The organism is Treponema medium, assembly GCF_017161265.1.
In the GTDB taxonomy this organism is placed as follows: domain Bacteria; phylum Spirochaetota; class Spirochaetia; order Treponematales; family Treponemataceae; genus Treponema; species Treponema medium.
The window spans coordinates 25,875-43,864 of record NZ_CP031393.1 but is presented as its reverse complement, the minus strand read 5'-3'; the positions used below and the strand labels follow the sequence as shown (position 1 = coordinate 43,864).

General features: G+C 44.6%; 16 protein-coding genes. 7 read left to right on the top strand and 9 right to left on the bottom strand.

Annotated features, from left to right (window positions below; genetic code table 11):
• Positions 1–52: 52 nt before the first annotated feature.
• On the bottom strand, positions 53–1,219 hold the full coding sequence (locus DWB79_RS00200) for an ISAs1 family transposase (protein WP_016522120.1): 1,167 nt from the start codon (positions 1,217–1,219) through the stop codon (positions 53–55).
• A gap of 255 nt (positions 1,220–1,474) precedes the next feature.
• On the opposite strand from DWB79_RS00200, the gene DWB79_RS00195 reads away from it, so the two are divergent.
• Entirely contained in the window at positions 1,475–2,137 is a 663-nt protein-coding gene (locus DWB79_RS00195; protein WP_040859293.1) for an HAD family hydrolase, read from the top strand.
• On the opposite strand, the gene DWB79_RS00190 is transcribed toward DWB79_RS00195, so the two are convergent.
• The gene (locus tag DWB79_RS00190; RefSeq protein WP_016522118.1) at positions 2,138–3,001 is read right to left on the bottom strand and encodes a DMT family transporter; all 864 of its coding nucleotides are present in this window, start codon (positions 2,999–3,001) and stop codon (positions 2,138–2,140) included.
• Between the two features lie 418 nt (positions 3,002–3,419).
• Here DWB79_RS00190 and DWB79_RS00185 point away from each other — a divergent pair, with 418 nt between their 5' ends.
• The 6 genes from DWB79_RS00185 to DWB79_RS00160 all read left to right on the top strand — a co-directional run bounded on the left by DWB79_RS00185 (position 3,420) and on the right by DWB79_RS00160 (position 11,020).
• Complete coding sequence (locus DWB79_RS00185) at positions 3,420–4,676, top strand: DUF3798 domain-containing protein (protein WP_016522117.1); 1,257 nt, start codon at positions 3,420–3,422, stop codon at positions 4,674–4,676.
• A gap of 244 nt (positions 4,677–4,920) precedes the next feature.
• The gene (locus DWB79_RS00180; protein ID WP_016522116.1) at positions 4,921–6,501 is read left to right on the top strand and encodes a sugar ABC transporter ATP-binding protein; all 1,581 of its coding nucleotides are present in this window, start codon (positions 4,921–4,923) and stop codon (positions 6,499–6,501) included.
• Positions 6,502–7,542, top strand: coding sequence for an ABC transporter permease subunit (locus DWB79_RS00175; protein ID WP_016522115.1), 1,041 nt, complete (start codon positions 6,502–6,504; stop codon positions 7,540–7,542).
• A gap of 18 nt (positions 7,543–7,560) precedes the next feature.
• Positions 7,561–8,673, top strand: coding sequence for an ABC transporter permease subunit (locus DWB79_RS00170; RefSeq protein ID WP_206181024.1), 1,113 nt, complete (start codon positions 7,561–7,563; stop codon positions 8,671–8,673).
• Entirely contained in the window at positions 8,673–9,077 is a 405-nt protein-coding gene (locus tag DWB79_RS00165; RefSeq protein ID WP_016522113.1) for a DUF6672 family protein, read from the top strand. The genes DWB79_RS00170 and DWB79_RS00165 overlap by 1 nt, the downstream gene beginning before the upstream one ends.
• Before the next feature lie 95 nt (positions 9,078–9,172).
• Positions 9,173–11,020, top strand: coding sequence for a methyl-accepting chemotaxis protein (locus tag DWB79_RS00160; RefSeq protein WP_016522112.1), 1,848 nt, complete (start codon positions 9,173–9,175; stop codon positions 11,018–11,020).
• Positions 11,021–11,033: 13 nt separating this feature from the next.
• Here the strand turns inward: DWB79_RS00160 and DWB79_RS00155 are convergent, their stop codons facing one another.
• The 7 genes from DWB79_RS00155 to DWB79_RS00125 all read right to left on the bottom strand — a co-directional run bounded on the left by DWB79_RS00155 (position 11,034) and on the right by DWB79_RS00125 (position 17,712).
• Positions 11,034–11,771 carry a 16S rRNA pseudouridine(516) synthase gene (locus DWB79_RS00155; RefSeq protein WP_016522111.1) on the bottom strand — a complete coding sequence of 246 codons (738 nt, stop codon included), beginning with the start codon at positions 11,769–11,771 and terminating at the stop codon, positions 11,034–11,036.
• A 58-nt stretch (positions 11,772–11,829) separates the two neighbouring features.
• On the bottom strand, positions 11,830–12,690 hold the full coding sequence (locus tag DWB79_RS00150; protein ID WP_016522110.1) for an alpha-hydroxy-acid oxidizing protein: 861 nt from the start codon (positions 12,688–12,690) through the stop codon (positions 11,830–11,832).
• Positions 12,691–12,725: 35 nt separating this feature from the next.
• Positions 12,726–13,904 (bottom strand): hypothetical protein, encoded by a 1,179-nt coding sequence (locus tag DWB79_RS00145; RefSeq protein ID WP_016522109.1) that lies wholly within the window; start codon positions 13,902–13,904, stop codon positions 12,726–12,728.
• Between the two features lie 238 nt (positions 13,905–14,142).
• Positions 14,143–14,961 (bottom strand): PhnE/PtxC family ABC transporter permease, encoded by an 819-nt coding sequence (locus DWB79_RS00140; protein WP_016522108.1) that lies wholly within the window; start codon positions 14,959–14,961, stop codon positions 14,143–14,145.
• Positions 14,958–15,812 carry an ABC transporter permease subunit gene (locus tag DWB79_RS00135; protein ID WP_016522107.1) on the bottom strand — a complete coding sequence of 285 codons (855 nt, stop codon included), beginning with the start codon at positions 15,810–15,812 and terminating at the stop codon, positions 14,958–14,960. The genes DWB79_RS00140 and DWB79_RS00135 overlap by 4 nt, the downstream gene beginning before the upstream one ends.
• Positions 15,802–16,575 carry a phosphonate ABC transporter ATP-binding protein gene (phnC, locus tag DWB79_RS00130; RefSeq protein ID WP_206181065.1) on the bottom strand — a complete coding sequence of 258 codons (774 nt, stop codon included), beginning with the start codon at positions 16,573–16,575 and terminating at the stop codon, positions 15,802–15,804. Before phnC ends, DWB79_RS00135 begins: the two co-directional genes overlap by 11 nt.
• Before the next feature lie 141 nt (positions 16,576–16,716).
• Positions 16,717–17,712, bottom strand: coding sequence for a phosphate/phosphite/phosphonate ABC transporter substrate-binding protein (locus tag DWB79_RS00125; protein WP_420825630.1), 996 nt, complete (start codon positions 17,710–17,712; stop codon positions 16,717–16,719).
• Positions 17,713–17,990: the final 278 nt, after the last annotated feature.

Sequence of the window (17,990 nt, the reverse complement as noted above, 5' to 3'; positions counted from 1 at the left end):
TACCGTATGGAGCGTTGGGGATTGATTCGAAATAGGGTCTTTACCACGGAAATCAATTTTTGTCTAAAAGCGGTAATAAGTCGTGAGGATTCATAAGCGCGCGGAACATAATACCGTTCAAAGCCAGTTTTGATTGAGTTTCCCGCTTGTATATGCGCACGATATTAAGCGCTACTTTATGGAGCATATTCAGATTCTGCTGTATATTCTTACTCTGAATCCTGCATTTATCTTCGTCAAAATGAACATCAAGCAACCAGTGCATCGATTCTACCGACCATTCAGTTCTCGCATGATGTAAAAGCTCCTCGGCACTCAACACTTTACTTGAAATATAATAGTGCCATTGCTCCGTTACCCCTTTGTCTGTCTCAAATCGTGTATGCACCACTCCAATGCATTTAACAGCCGGCCATACCCTGCCTCCCGGCTGCCATTCAACATCATCAGTAGTATACGCACTTCTCGTTTCTATCCGTCCGTGTCCTTTTTCCGTTTGGGTAACGCTATCCATCGTTGAACGTAGTTTTTCATCTTGGACATACGCTGCTATATCGTTCATCAACTCTTTCTGATTACCTTTCGCACTTAATAAATAGTCGGCTTTTGCATCGATAATTGCCTGTGCAGTCTGTATTTGACAGTTTAAAGCATCGGCAACTACCATGCATCCTTCTATCTCAAGTGTCTTTATCAGCTCTTGTACCGCCGGTATCTCGTTACTCTTTGATTGCACTGTTTCCTGCGCAAGAGTGAGCCCTAGTTCGCCTATCTGCGCGCTGACAATGTGTAACGGACTGTCATACTTCTTCATTTTCCCTGTCGAGCGGATTTCTTTCCCGTCTATTGCAATCGTCAAGCTTTTTTTCTTCTTCTTATTTTGCTCTTCTTCTTCCGCTTCAAGCTTTTCCGCAAGATGCGGTACCAATGAGCTTACCCAGTTTTTCATACACCGATTAAGTGATTCAGGGCTTACCATTGCCAAAAGACTTAACAGCCACCAGTAACACGGTATTCTTTTTATACCGAATTCTTTTTCAAGAAACACTTTTACATGCTCACTCGTTGCCCACGCATGTATTTTCTTTACGCTTTTCAGATCGCAGAGGCTTCCCAAAATAACGATGATAACCGCATCTTTTATGCTGCAAAAATATCCGTCGTACTCCCGCTCGCTTTGAAGCACTTCAAGTGCATCTTCTAATTCTTCCCACCTCATGCTCTCACTTTAGCATTTTTTCTTCTGTTTTAATACCTTCACTCAAAAATTGATTTCCGTGGGTCTTTACAGCTAAGAAAAACGCTTAATCCCGACACCAAAATAAGTAGGAGGAAAATGCCTCGTAACATGTTTCGACTCTTCATTATGATACTCCTTAGAATCAAGTTTTCTTCTATAATATCCCCCCCCCCCCCCCCTTAAAAGTCAAGTCTATGATTCCCTTTTATCGCTCAATTTTGTATACTTATGATTATGATTAAGGCTTGTATTTTTGATTTGGATGGAACATTGACCGATACCGTTCGGACGCTCGCGTATTTTGTCAACGCCGAAACGGCAAAGCACGGATTGCCGCCTGCGCCGGTTGAACAGTTTAAGTATTTTGCAGGAAACGGGGCGCGAACGCTTATTCACAGGGTATTGGCATATCACGGCGTTACGGATGCAGCCTTGGAAGATAACATTTTACAGGATTACAATGCAGCTTATGATGCCGATTTTTTATACCTGTGTACCTTGTATGATGGCGTTGCCGATATGATTACAGCGCTGCGTAGCCGGAGGATTCAATTAGCGGTTCTTTCGAATAAGCCGCAGCCGACTACGCAAAAAATCATCAAAGCTTTTTTTGATGCGGGAACTTTTTCCGCCGTTTTCGGTCAACGGGAAGGCGTTCCGCTCAAGCCGGATCCTGCCGCCGTATTTGAGATTTTAGACCTTTTACACCGTCAAAAACAGGAGTGCCTCTACATCGGAGACACTGCCGTAGACATACAGACCGGAAAAAGCGCGGGGTTGACTACCGTCGGCGTTCTCTGGGGGTTCCGCGACCGTGCCGAATTGGAAGGTGCCGGTGCAATGCATATTATCGCAAAGCCGTCGGAGCTGTTGCCGCTTGTAACGGCAATCCGGTAATTAGTCTTTTCTCAAAAATAGAATAAGTGCAATTGTGCAGATAATGATATATCCGGCAATGCTGTAACGGTCGGGTATTTCGTGGAACAGTAAAAAACCGAATGCCGCGGCAAAGAGAATTTGCGTATAGTCGAAAACGGCGATGTTTTTTGCCGGTGCATAGGAGTATGCAGCGGTAACGGTAAATTGTCCTCCTGCCCCCGCAGCTCCGGCGGCAAGCAGCCAGAAAAACTGCTGTAAGCTCATCGGCGTAAAACTATAGAGGAAAAAAGGCAATAATATCAGCATGGAAGTAGCCGAAAAGAAGAACACTACAAACGTACCGGATTCTTTATGTGTTAACAAATAGCGCACGCAGGTGTACGCGCCGCCTGCACAGAGACCTCCGAAACATGCCACTGAGGCTGCAAAGATATGGCCTGATCCTGCAAAAGCTGGTTTGATAATTAAAAGGCTTGCTGCAAATGCGCAGACGGCTGCGAGGAGCCGTGACAATCGTATGTGTTCTTTTAAAAACAGAAATGAGAAAAAAATGGTAAAAAACGGCGCGAGCTTTGCCAAAATAGAAGCGTCGGCAAGCGCTAAGTGACTGACCGCATAAAAATTGGAAACCAATCCAGCAGTACCCAATACCGCCCGCAATATAAGGAAGGGAATATTCTTTTTTTGCGGTAGCACAAATTGACGGTTCTTTATTAAAACAAAGAGTGATGTACAACAGGCAATGCTGTTCCTAAAAAACGCTTTTTGGATAGACGGTAAATCGCCGGAAAGCTTTGCACATAAATTCATCACAGTAAAAAAGAAAGCTGAACAAATAATACACAAGATCCCTTTTTGTGCGGAAGTTAATCGAATATTCATAATGCCGTCAAAGTATAGCAGAAATGAACACGTGAGGTAAACGCATTAGATGCTTTTTAATACGCCTGCAGAATGAAAGACTCTGTTAGTAAAACAGTGTTTCTGCATAAAAATACTGTTTTTTTTAGTATTTTCTCTATTTTTCTGCATATTTATGCATATTTATGCTTGACATTTTTTATATAAGGACTTAGTATCAAATCAACGGTTGTTTTTTAATATACATTTTAAAAGCTGCCGAATGTAGGCGGTATCGCTCTATGATATCCTTACACTCGACCTGTTCAATAACTGCATTGTCGAACAGGTCGACGAGTTCTAAATCGTACAAATAGTACGATTTAGAACATCGCATTTCAAAGTAGCCTGTTCCGAAACGGAAGTTTCCGAACAGGTTTACTATCAAAAGGGGTTGAATATGAAAAAAAACATGCAAGCCGTATTTGTTTTATTGGCCGCAGCACTCTTTATCGTATTCGTGGCAGGGTGTAGTAAAAAGGCTGAAACAAAACCTGAACAAACAGAGTCGGCGTCTAACGGTAAAACCGCCTCGTACCATATCGGTATTGCAACGGGAACCGTTTCTCAATCGGAAGATGATCTTCGCGGTGCAGAAAAATTGATTGAAATGTACGGTTCCGCTAAAACCGGTGGTATGATTCAGCATATCACCTATCCTGATGATTTTATGTCTCAGCAAGAAACAACCATCACGCAGATTGCCGCTCTTGCAGACGATCCCTTAATGAAGGCAATTATTGTAAATCAGGGAATTCCGGGTACGGCGGAGGCGTTTAAGCGCGTTCGGGAAAAGCGCCCCGACATATTATTGTTTGCAGGTGAACCGCATGAAGACCCGCTTGTTATTCAAGCTGCGGCTGATATGGCAATAAGCAATGACTTCGTGTCCCGTGGCTATACGATTATTTGGGCTGCAAAAGAACTCGGTGCAAAGACATTTGTGCATATTTCTTTTCCGCGGCATATGTCTTATGAAACACTCGGTCTCCGCCGCCAGATTATGGAAGCTACATGTAATGATGTTGGGGTAAAGTTTGTATTTGAAACCGCCCCCGATCCGACAAGCGATGTCGGTGTTGCCGGTGCACAGCAGTTTATCCTTGAAAAAGTTCCTCAGTGGATTGAAAAATACGGCAAAGAAACCGCATTTTTCTGTACAAACGATGCGCATACGGAACCGCTTTTAAAACAACTGTTACAGTATGGGGGCATCTTTGTTGAAGCAGACCTTCCTTCACCGTTAATGGGATATCCGGGCGCACTCGGTATCGACCTTACCGAACAGGCGGGTGACTTTGCAGCTATCTTAAAGAAAGTTGAGCAGTCTGTTATTGACAAGGGCGGTGCAGGTCGGTTCGGTACGTGGGCGTACTCTTATGGCTTTACGGTCAGCGCCGGTTTGGGTGAATATGCTCGCCGCATTATCGATGGCGAAGCGGAGAAAGGCAGCCTTACCGATCTATCGAAAGCGCTGGGTGTCTTTACTCCCAATGCACGGTGGAAGAGCGCGTACTATACAGACGCAAATACCGGTGTTCGCGCCAAGAACCAAGCATTAGTATTTATGGATACCTATATTCTCGGGAAAGGCTTCCTATCGACAACCGAGCAAGAGGTACCACAGAAGTACTTAAATATGAAATTTAATAAATAATACAGACAATTAAAAAAAGCCTCCTCAGTAGAACGGGTACATAGAAAGTTTTGAAGTAAACCTGTTCCTAAACAGAAGTTTTGGAACAGGTTACCTTGAAATGCGATGTTCAGGCATCGTGCTGTCTGTACGATTTTGAACTCGACGACCTATTCGATACCTTCGGTATCGAATAGGTCGGGTGTACCCGTTTTTTTTGCTGAATTTTTGCTTAATGTTTAATGGTGAAGGATTGTAGGAATTTATGAATAATGATGAAGTTATCTTATCCCTCGATCATATTACGAAGGAATTTTCAGGAACGCCCGTTTTGCAGGGGGTGAGTTTTGATGTCCATGCGGGAGAAGTGATCGGGCTGGTAGGAGAAAACGGAGCCGGAAAAACGACATTGATGAGCATTTTGTTCGGTATGCCGGTGATTGCCGAAACGGGCGGCTACGGCGGAACGATTCGGCTACAGGGGAAAGAAGTTGTTTTCAAAACGCCGTTCGATGCCCTCGGTGCGGGCGTCGGAATGGTGCATCAAGAGTTTTCGCTGATTCCGGGCTTTTCTTCCGGTGAAAATATTATGCTGAACCGCGAACTTGAACAGGAAAGCATTATTTCCGACCTCTTCGGACGGCGGCTTACGACATTAAACCGCAAAGCGATGCGCGAGCGTGCTCAGAGTACGCTTAATCAACTCGGTGTTTCTATCAGCGCACAAACGCTTATTTCCGAGATGCCGGTTGGGCACAAGCAGTTTACCGAAATTGCCCGCGAAATAGACCGTGATAATGTGCGACTGTTGGTGTTGGATGAACCGACCGCCGTCCTCACCGAATCGGAGGCGGAAGTACTACTGAAATCCATCAAGGCGTTGGCGGAGAAGGGCATCGCTATTATCTTTATTTCCCATCGCTTGCACGAAGTTATGGAAATTTGCGACCGTGTTGTCGTATTGCGCGACGGCGTTTCAATCCAAGACACGGAAACAGCAAAAACGGATATTCAGGCTATTGCGGCAGCGATGGTCGGAAGAAAGGTCGAAGGGCAGACAGCCGAAAGGACGGCGCGGCAGTTCAACGAAACCATCCTCGAAGTAAAACACCTGTGGGTAGATATGCCGGGAGAGCTGGTCGATGACGCAAGTTTCTCCGTTAAAAAGGGAGAGATATTCGGCATCGGCGGTTTGGCCGGACAGGGAAAAATTGGTATTCCCAACGGTATTATGGGGCTGTTCCGTGCAGGGGGTGAGGTTATCTTTAAGGGGCAACCGCTCGATATTACCAAAACCGCCAAAGTGCTTTCGGAAGGACTTGCTTTTGTTTCCGAAGACCGGCGCGGTGTTGGGCTTTTGCTGGACGAAAGCCTTGACTGGAATATCGCCTTTACCGCTATGCAGGCAAAACATAAATACTTAAAAAAATATCTGGGCGGGTTAATCACTATCCGCGATGAAAAGGCGATGAAAGCGCTTGCCGACGAGTATATCAAGATGCTGCAAATTAAATGTACCGGTTCCCAACAAAAGGCGCGGGAGCTTTCCGGCGGCAATCAGCAAAAAATATGCTTGGCAAAAGCTTTCTGTCTGGAACCCGATTTGCTCTTTGTCGCGGAGCCAACGCGGGGTATTGATGTAGGCGCCAAGGCACTGGTGTTGGACGCAATTCGCACATTAAATAAAGAAAAAGGCGTTACCGTTGTGATGATCTCGAGCGAACTTGAAGAGCTGCGCTCTGTGTGCGACCGTATCGCTGTCGTATTTCATGGCAAGGTTGCTCATGTACTTCAGCCCTCCGAAGATCCGGCGGAGTTTGCGCTTTATATGGCAGGAGTAAAATAGATGGAACAGTTAAAAAAACAACTTGCGGTGTTCGGCTGGCCGCGTATTATTATTTTCTTATTCCTATTATCGCTTTTTATTGCGGCTCCTTTTGTCAATGTCAGTATCGGCGCTTCCCTGTCGGATACGATAAATCGCTTTGGGATGAATGCCCTCTTGGTGCTTGCGATGGTGCCGATGGTGCAGGCAGGGTGCGGTCTTAACTTTGGGCTATCGCTCGGTGTTATCGGCGGACTGCTCGGCGCGACAATCGCGATGGAACTGAACTTAGTCGGATGGGCAGGCTTTTTTTCAGCCGTGTTTTTTACGATATTGATCTGTGCGGTGATCGGCTATGCTTATGGTAAACTCTTGAATCTGATTAAAGGCGAAGAGATGACCATCGCTTTGTATGTCGGCTTTGCAACGGTTATGTTCATGTCGATTTTATGGCTGCTGTTGCCGTACACCAATCCGACGATGGTGTGGGGTTATGCGGGAAAAGGTTTGCGTACGACCATCACGCTCGAAGGATACTGGCTGAAAATACTGAACAATTTATGGGCGTTTAAAATCGGCGCTTTCGTGTTTCCGACCGGACTTATTCTCTTTGTCTTTATCTGCTTTTTTATTATGAAGGTATTTATGAAGACACGGACGGGAACGGCATTGACTGCGGTCGGTTCAAATCCCGAATTTGCACGGGCAAGCGGCGTGAATATCGACCGAGCGCGGATTATCAGTACGGTGCTGTCCACCGTTATCGGCGGCGTCGGGATTTTGCTGTATCAGCAAAGTTTCGGCTTTATTCAGCTGTATCAGGCGCCGCTTTTTATGGCGTTCCCTGCGGTAGCGGCTATTCTGATCGGAGGCGCATCGGTCAATAAAGCCTCGATTTTAAATGTGATGCTGGGAACATTTCTGTTTCAAGGTATTTTGACAATGACTCCCTCCGTTATTAACAGTGTACTGCAAACCGATATGTCGGAGGTTATCCGTATTGTGTTGTCAAACGGTATGATCTTATATGCACTGACACGGAAAACGCAGGCGGCGAGGTAGATTATGGTATCGTCTAATATGCTTAAAAAGAAGTGGGAAAATTTTTCCGCGGTTGATTTTATTCTGGATAATTTGGTATCCATCATATTTTTGGTTATTTCGTTCCTTGCCATTCCCGTGTCGGGCTTATCGGCGCACCATATTATCGCCGAAATTTTAACGCGGATCGGCAGAAACTCCTTTTTGGTGTTCGCGTTAATCTTGCCGATTATGGCAGGGATGGGTATTAACTTCGGGATGGTGCTCGGTGCGATGGCAGGGCAGATCGGCCTTATTTTTGCAATGGACTGGAGTATCGGCGGTATCTATGGATTGGTGTTCGCAGCCTGTATCGGAATGCCGATATCCATCTTGCTTGGGATTGTCGCCGGTTCGGTACTGAATCGTGCCCGCGGGCGGGAAATGGTTACCAGCTACATCCTCGGGTTTTTCTTTAACGGGATTTATCAGTTCTTTGTGCTGTACATCCTCGGGTCGGTTATTCCGATGCACAATAAGGCGATTATGCTTTCCCGCGGCTACGGAGTGCGCAATACGCTTGAGTTGGCGCCCGTACGGCAGATGCTCGATACGGCAATTCCGCTCACGATTGCAGGGTTTAAAATTCCGATCCTTTCGTATCTGATTATTATTGCATTGTGTTTCTTTATCGTGTGGTTTAGAAAGACAAAGCTCGGACAAGATATGCGGGCAATCGGGCAGAATCAAACAGTTGCACTCGCCTCCGGTATCGCGGTTGAGCGGACGCGGATTATTTCGATTGTTATTTCTACAGTGCTTGCCTGTATCGGGCAGATTATCTTCTTGCAGAATATGGGAAACATGAGCACCTATAACGCGCATGATCAAACCGGATTTTTTGCCGCCGCAGCAATCCTTGTCGGAGGCGCTTCGGTAAATAAGGCAAGTATTAAAAATGTCTTTATCGGTATTATTTTGCTGCACTTTTTGTATATCGTTACGCCGATGGCAGGACAGCACCTCTTTGATTCTGCGATGATCGGTGAATACTTTAGACAGTTTTCCGGCTATGCGGCGATTGCGTTATCGTTGGTAATGCACGCGGCGCGTAATCAAAAGAATGCGGAAAAACAGCGGGCTGCGCTGCGAGCCGAAAGCGGGAGGGCATAATGATTCGGGTACGTTCAAAAAAAGGTCAGCGGCTGGTTAAAATAGGCTTAGTCGTTTTTTACTTTCTTATTATGGCGCTTATGTTTTTATTCGGCCGCTCTCATACCGTACTGATAGATAACAATAGCGATCCGAACGGTGCATATAAAGCGATTGACGGTTGTACCATTTCGTTTAACGGAGAAAAGCCGATCGAGATGTTTAAAGGCGACCGTGATAAAATTATGCTGCGGGGGCAAACCCATCATGTAAAGGTCAGCTTCTTTAATGGACAAGAAGATGTTACCGGTACTATCACCATTCCGCTTTTTGAAGATGCGGTGATGGTGTCAATTCCGGCCTTTACGAGAGGCGAAAATGCCGTTACTCACTTTGAATTGTATGCTTCGTCGGATGAGCAGTAACCTTGGTTCTTTTTATAGATAATTCTTGACCGAGTAAACAATAAATTATATTATGGCGCAAATTATTCTGTATATAAACTAGAGGAGATTGGCTTATGACTACTGTAGTTTCAAAACCGCCGAAAGCTATTTTTGTATTGAATTTTTTAATATACACCGGTGTTTTTATTTTTATTTTTTTAGATGCATGGTATACAAGGATTCTTCCGACAGATGCGCTCTTTGAAATTTTAATAGCACCTTCTACATTGTTGACCGCCTGTATTACAATTGTTTTTCCTATTGTTCTTTATAAAAGGTCTATGAATATTGTCCTCAACTGGCAGACGGAAAAAGATGGTATAAATAAGGCGAATAGAGCGTTGAATGTATATTCAAAACTCAGTATCGGGGTTCCGATTATATTAGCGACTGTAACTCCGGTTGTATCACTGTTATGGATAGGGGTGAATTCGACAATACTGTTTATTGCAGCAATTTTTACATCGGTAGGTTGCCTGTTTTTTGTTGCTCTCTTTTTTTATGTAATCTGGATTCAGCAGCTTGAACAATATGTAAATTTTTTACCACTTGAAAGAAAACATATTTCTATGTCGTATACAACTCGCGGTATGCTTGTCGGTTTTTTCCTTTTTGCAGGTATCATTTTTCTCTGCATATCCCCATTTTTAGCGAGTCTCTATAATGGAATGACCATTATAGAGACCGTAACACATTCGATTATTCCGATATCTATCGTGGTATTGCTGGGAGCTCTTTTTATCAACTATACACTTTATAAAGGTATTAATAACGGAATTGAAAATATTGTTTCTTTTACCGATAAACTAGCGCTTGGAGATTTTACTCCGAATTATTTGGAATTACAGCGCCGTGATATTTTCGGACTTTTAGGAACGAGATTAAATCTGTTTCATAAAAATACGGTCTCTTTACTTACCGGTGTAAAAAATAATACGAGAGCGATGAAAGAGGCTATCGGGGTACTATCGGTGAATACTGCGCAAACAGCGGATTCAGCCCATCAAATACATACCAATATCGAAGGTATAACGCAACAGGCTGCCACGCAGGCTGCAAGTGTTACGGAAACATCCGCAGCTGTTGAAGAGATAATCAACACAATAACACAACTGAATGCCAGTATTGAAGTACAGGCGGAAAGTGTCGCTCAGTCTTCATCGTCGATAGAAGAAATGACGGCGAATATTGCTTCTATTACGCAAACACTTGCACAAACCGATGAGGCAATCAAACGGCTTGCTGCTGCAACAGCGGACGGAAAAACAACAATAGTAAATTCCAACGCGGTGACGAAAAAGATAGCTGAGGAATCAGGCGGATTGATAGAAGCCAGCAATGTTATCCAAAATATTGCAAGTCAAACAAATCTTCTCGCAATGAATGCAGCAATCGAAGCTGCTCACGCAGGAGAAGCCGGCAAGGGATTCGCAGTGGTTGCAGACGAAATACGGAAGTTGGCGGAAGAATCTTCCGTACAAGGTAAAACTATTACGATGACATTGAAAATGCTTGGTTCCGAAATTGCGAGTTTATCTATGTCATCAAAAACCGTGGAAGAAAAATTTACCAGTATTTTTGAACTTTCCGAACATGTAAAAACAATGAGCACTAATTTAATGAAAGCAATGGATGAACAAGGAAACGGTAATCGTGAAATCTTGAATGCTATCTCAAAAATAAAAGCTGTAACATGGGACGTTAAAAACGGATCGGAACAGATGCTTAAAGACGGAACACAGGTTACCGGCGAAATACGGAAACTTGACAGTCTGACAAAAACCATCACCGATAATATGAGCGTAATGGCACACGAAGCTGTTCAGATAAATAATGCCGTGCAGGAAGTAAACTCTATTACGCAGCAAAATAAAGAAGCAATTGAAAGCCTGTCTGCAGAAGTCGGTAAGTTTAAGGTATAGTGAACAGTATACGTTATATCTTCTTAAGCGTTGCAACTTCATCGGGTGTAAGCTCACGGCAAGAACCGGCAGGTAATTGCCGGTCGAGCATAACGCCGCCCATCGAAATCCGCTTGAGGTAGACTACTTCATTTCCGAGCGCTTTTATCATTTTTTTTACTTGATGGTATTTTCCTTCGCAAATATGCATCAAAAAAGCCCATTCGGTTTTTATGTTTTGTGCTTCTGTGCGTTCAAAGGTTGCGGGAAGACAGGTGAAGCTCTTTCCGAGTGCTAATCCTTGAGTACAGGCCGTTTGGGCGGCGTTAAACTCGGCTTCGGTGAAAGGTACAGCCGTTTCAAGATAATAGCTTTTTATACAGGCTGATTTTGGAGCCGTAAGCCGGTGAGTGAGTTCTCCGTCATCGGTGATGATGAGCAGCCCTTCGGTGTCAATGTCGAGTCGCCCGATGGGGAAAAGATTCATTGCGGAAAAAGGCGGCGGCAGCAGCTCCATAACGGTGCAGTGCAGCGGATCGGCGGTAGAAGTAACAACCCCTGCCGGTTTGTTGAGCATAAGGTAACACCAGGTACGGAGATACAGTTTTTCCCCGTTCCGTAAAAGCATATCGTGTTCAGGGTCAAGCAGCGTCCCTGCATCAGTTACCCGTATGCCGTTGATTCGGAAATCTTCTTTGCGTAAAAGCCGCCTGATATCTTTCCGCGACCCCAATCCGTTCGCAGCAAGTATTTTATCTATTCTTATAAGCATGTTCTACAAATAAATCTAAGGAAAACCGGTGAGCAAAGCTCACCGGTTTTCCTAATGTTTAATCCACAGTCAGGCGGCGGTACAGTTCCCGTACACCTTCGGATCTGTCTTTCAGCAGCGCTGTAATGCAGGGACGTCCGATCATTACCTGCGCTGCACCGAGCCGTTTCGCAGCGGCGATATCTGCGCGGCTCCGCAATCCACCATCTACCCATACCTCGCCTGCAAACTTACGGAGCGTACTGCCGTACTCGGCTAAAAAATCCGCCGTGCTGCCGCGTCTTGTTTCTATCCTGCCGCCGTGATTGGAAATAACCGCAACATCGGGACGCAGCTCTTGTACCAGCTCGACATTTTCGGGTGAAAAGATTCCTTTGATGGCAAATGGCTTTTGTGCATACCGCTGTATCTCTTTTAGGCTCTGAGCGTCTTTTTGCTCAAGGTGAACAAGGTTTCTCATTGTTACAATATTATAGGAATCGATATCGATCCCTATCAGATCGGCAGAGCCGCGTACCCAATCGATCCGTTCAAAGATACGGGGATTAGGATACGGCTTAATGAACACCGCTCCAGTTTTTCTATACCGCTGTAGGGCAGCAAGGCCGCCCTGTATCTTTGTGTCGGGGTATCCGTCCCCGATGCTGAGCAAGAACCCTGCTTCGGCACAGGCTTCAATTAAATCAAAATAAAACGAGGCTTCATCTTCATAACCGACATTTTCGATACCGCCGGTAATAGGCGCTAATCGAATGGGGGGCAGCTCATAATCATTAGGCACATTGGTATAATACTTCTGCCATGCGGCACAGTTATCGATAAAATTAGCGCTCTGAAATACGCCGCCCATCCCGGGCAGTTCACCGATACAGCCGTGTCCGTCGCATTCGGCACAAAAGTGACATTTATATCCGCTCATAATTTTTCTACAATAAAGGCTAGCGTTTTATGCATTTATAAATTACGCTTTAAGGCTATCTTGGCTTCAAACATAGAAGCAGGGGTTGCGTAGAGGAGCGGGTAAAACGAAAAACGGAAATCAAGATCACAAGGTCCGATACTCAATGTGTAGAACGGCGTAAGGGCGAGTACAAGTAACGACATAGTTGTCGGGCGTGTTATCGGCATAGCAATCAGACTATGAAATCCCCCCTGCATTTTATCTGACTCCATCTTTCCGAAACCGAAGAACATATTTAACCCGCCGTATGGCTCATTATGAATGATAGTAAAAGGCTTTATAAGCGGTGCAACAGGAAAAAGACCGGCGGATTGAGTATCACGAATCTTAGAAATAAAGAATGTAAAATCAAAGTCCATGTGTTCAAGTGCGATACGCGGTTCAAAGAACGCAAAGATATTGCCGATAAGATCCTGTTGTAGCGTTGTGCTTCTGAAATTCGTTTTATGCAAACCAACCTGTGTAAAAATGCCGACATTATCATGAACGGTAAAAAGCGCCGAAACAGATGTTGCGAGAGATACTTTCGTTGCTTTGTCCGTAATATGAAAGGAGAAGTTCGCATTGGTAAGTGCAATATTTGTGAAAACGCCTCCCTGTGTGTATAAGCTGTATTCTTGTTTATCCTTTATCCCGCCATTCCAGCTGAAAGATCCTCCTACATATCCGGTGTTCAAAATAAGCCCTGCAACACTGACACCTAAGCCTTCACGAGGCCGAGGAGGTGTAAAAAGTGCGGCAATATCGTTTTCATACATTTTTACCGACCGCATGCGATGCTTAAGAAAGTCAAAGTTATAGTGTTCGCCCGTAAGGCTTTGATGTTGTCCGGTAAAAATCGATAAAATCAGCGGTTTGCCTGCCAAATTCGGAAAGTTCAGAGAAAAATCAACACAGGTGAATTGTCCCGGTATCCGCGACAGTTGTTCCGGATGAAAAAAACGTAGAACATCAGGAATATAGAGTGCAAGGTTTAGGTCGCTGTAAAAACGTTCTCCGTGTAGTAAACGGAAATTAATGGATGATTGTTGGACTATACTGAATTTTGACGAACCGCTCGGTTGTTTGCCTGCTAATATTCCGAAGTTAAATTCAGGTACGTTAACCTCTAAGGCTACAGCAGTGTATATCATCGAAAAACATACAAAGATATGCGCTATATTTTTTTTCATTTAAAACTCCCTATGGGCATTTCTAAAAGCTCGGTTAGCTTTTAGAAATGCCCGACGAGTTTAAAATTAAGTCTTATCCAAATAATAACTTAATTTTAAACGTCGCAACTAAATTTAAGGAAAACCTCTAAAAACTGATTCGCAATCCGCTTTAGCGGATATGACAAATCATTTCCTTACAGAACAAGCCGATAGGTTTGCAGTTTTTAGAGATTCCTTATACAGTGTCGGTATTTTTTTAATGCTGCTTGATTCCTTTCCGCAGACGCAGAGAGAGCATTTCCAGTAAAATGACGGTACCGAAAATAGTATATGTGATAGCGCCGACTTCCCGTATATCATAATAGAGATTGCCCGCCATAAATAAATAATACCCGATACCGCCCGATCCTGCGGCGGCGCCGATTGCGACGGCATTGATAAAATTGATTTCGAAGCGGAAAAATGTCCATGAAATAATGGAAGTTGCAGCCACCGGAATAACCGCTTGCGTAATAATGCCGGAAAATCCCGCCCCGCATGCCCGCAAAGCATCGATTGTGTCACGGTTAATCTGTTCAAAACTTTCGGAAAACACTTTTACCAAATAGGCAATGCTGTGAAAGCACATGCCGATAACAGCGGCATCGGTACCGATATTAACCGTAACCGAGAAAACCAATACCCAAATAATGGTGGGAATTGATCGGATAACTGCGGTGATAATACGGATTATTTTTACAACGGCTAAAGGGGCAATATTTCGGGCTGCACCGAGCGCTAAGAAAAATGCGATAGCAGCGCCGCCGATCGTTGTTAAAATCGATAGTGCAAAACTGATACCGAGTGAGTACGCAAGTTCACCGATGGGTAAATGATCCGACCGCTTCGGCTGCAAAAAAAGGATGCGTCCGTAGTGGAGCAGATTATGCCATGAATCTTTCCAATTGATTGTTTCCTGCGCAAGCAAAAAACATCCCCAGATACTAATGCCGAAAAGGACAGCAAATACAAGCGAGAGCGTATATTGTTTTTTTCTCGACAATCGGCAGCGGTCAATACGGGTATGGTTTTTCATAGTAATATCCTTCGTACCCTGTTTGAAATGCTGTCGATGCAGAGCACGAGTATCATCAATACACAAATGATAAGCCCTGCTTCGGGATAGCGGAAGCTCTTAAAATACAGATTGAAGAGGAAACCAATTCCCGTACCCGTTAAAATACCGATCAGTGCCGAGTCTCTGACATTGGTTTCTATAGCGTAGAGCAGCCATGAAATAAAGAGCGGGAGAACATTTGGTAATACGCCGTGAATGATAATCGGCATATACGGTACACCGGCCGCTTCCAACGCCGTATAGGATTCTTCTGCATGGGAGTCGATAATTTCGGTAAATGCACGGGTTAAATGTCCGGCGGTGATAAAAAAAAGAGCTAAAAAACCGGTTATGGCATTTTGCTTAAATGACAACAGCAATAGAATAGACCATGCAGGAAGGGGGATGTTTCTAAAAAAAGATGCGGTGCCGGAACAGACAATACGCAGTACGCGGAAGTGTCCGGTTGTTTGAGAACCGGCAACTGCCACTATGCAGGCAACGCAAAAAGCTATAGTTGATGCGGTTATTGCGATAACGGCGGTGTACAGCGAAGTTTTAAAAATAAGCGGGAGCACTGAAAGCGATTGTGCCGATGGGAAGAAGTTTTTTATCAGCCAATACAGTCCGCGCGGGATGCCGGTTACCGCATTCCATGCCGTAAGTCCCGTCATAATTGCCGAAACAACATATAACACGGCTGCAGTGAAAAAAACAGTCAATGTTCTTACTTTTTTTTTCTTGAAGAAAGCTCCCGAAGAAGGTGCTTGCCAGTGTCGATGTGATTCAAATGCAGGGCTTTGCCTGCCTATCGGAATATCAAATTTCATGGCTGTCTTTCTTTTCGGTATGGGATCCGGAAGAAAAAATAGTGTGCAGCGCTTCTTCCGAAAGTTCTTCCGGTTTGCCGTCAAAAACCACGTTCCCGTTGCGTAAACCGATAATTCTGTCGGAATATCGTTTTGCATATTCAACATGGTGTAGATTCATAATGCACGTAAGATTCCGCGTTCTAACTATTTTTTCGATATAATTCAGAATATCCTGTGCACTTTGCGGATCGAGCGAAGATACCGGCTCATCGCATAAAAGTATTTCAGGATTTTGCATTAACGCTCGCGCAATGCCGGTACGCTGCTTTTGACCGCCGCTTAAATCGGCACACCGCTGATAAAGGTAGTCCGAAAGACCAAGCTCTTCGAGTATTGCAAATGCCCGCTCTTTTTCCACCGGAGGATACAGCCCGAATAGGCTGCGATACAGCGGTAATGCGCCGAGGCAGCCATGGAGCGTGTTCTCAAGCACAGTGAGCCGTTCTACCAGATTGTAGTTTTGAAAAATCATTCCGATTTTTCTACGGAGTTGTTTTAATCGGCGGCTGTTCATTTTTTGCAGCGCTTCGCCGCCGATTTCAACCGTACCGGCAGTGCAGTCGATGAGCCGGTTGATACAACGGATAAAGGTTGTCTTGCCCGCTCCCGAAGGTCCGATAACGGAAACCATCGTACCCTGTTCAATCGTAAGATTGATAGAATCCAGTGCAAGTCTATCCCCTGCATAGCGCTTTGAAACATTTTTAAAGGTAATCAACAGTTCAGACCTTGTCAGGCGGCTGCAGAACAGCCGCTGTGTTTATATTGGGCACCTCTATTCCGAAGGATGCGAAGCAAATCTAACCGAGTTTTTAGAGATGTCCTATTCTTTAATCAACATCACGTAAGATGTCAGATGATACTACTTAGTAGAATTTCTCAGCTCATCATACCATGCATCATCGGTAGCAACTAGCCGTGTCTTTTCGGAATACTTAGGATATATGCCTTTTTTACCGGAATCCTTTACATTAAAAATGCCGGGATTATTTGCCGTTTTATCCGATGTCAACGCTTCCCGTATCTTTTGTATATCCGAGGTTGAAACCGTGTTCGTATTAACCGTAATCGGCGCATTTAAGACGGGGATGGAACGGATTACGGTTATTTCACTTCCTGCAAAGGATGTGAAGGGTTCGTCGGCTCCTTCGGTTACGCGGTAGACGGCGCCGGTTTTATAATCTTCGCCTTCAAGTAGTTCGTACACGCCGATTGTCTGCGGTATGGCAAAAGCCGCCGCATCCGCATCACCACGGAAAAGGTTGACCTGCGAGCCTTGGTGAGAACCGGCAAATAATACCTTGGAAAATACTTTGTCGCTCAAGATGAGGTCATCAGTATTATCAATAGAAAAAGCCGCTGCTAAAACACGTGCGGGAATAACAAAGCCCGATGTAGAACTTGCTGCCACAAATGACATTTTTTTGCCTTTTAATAAGCTTAAATCAAAGCTGCCGTCCGCTTTTTTATAGTTATCGGCATCTTTCCGCTGTACGCCGATAAAACTGTAATACTTTGCATCGTCAAGCGTTCCGCTTGGCCCCGAATTTGTTGCCACAGGGATAACGGCACTGTTTCGTTTGTGAGCGGTCAGATATCCTTCGGCACCGACATAAGCCATATCGGCCTTACCGGAAACGAGCGCTTCCAATGCGATGTTATAATCGGTCGTGGTAAGAATTTCAACATCGCGTCCGACGGCTTCTTTTAAAATTTCTTGGAATGCTGCGCGGGCATCTTTCATAGATTCGCTTGACTCATTTGGATAAAAAACCATTGTAAGCGGTTTTTGTTCAGCTTTGCTGCATGAACAAACAAGCACAACTGAAAGGCACATCGTACAAAGAAGCGGTTTAATATACCGCAGCAGCTTTTCTGCTGATGAAGTGGCTGTAGCACATAATAAAGAGGATTTCATCACTTTCTCCACATTTTAGGAAATCGCTAAAAGCAGTCTTTAGCGTTTTTTTGATTATGGGCGCCAGTCTACTATAATTGAAGCCTTTATGCAACCGCCCGCCGCCGGTCTGTAATCCGAACCGCAGAGCTTTATGGTTTACACTTTAACCGGTATGTTTACAGGGAGAAACTCGAATCGGTAAGAGGAATATTCGGATGCATACTAAACAGTCTATA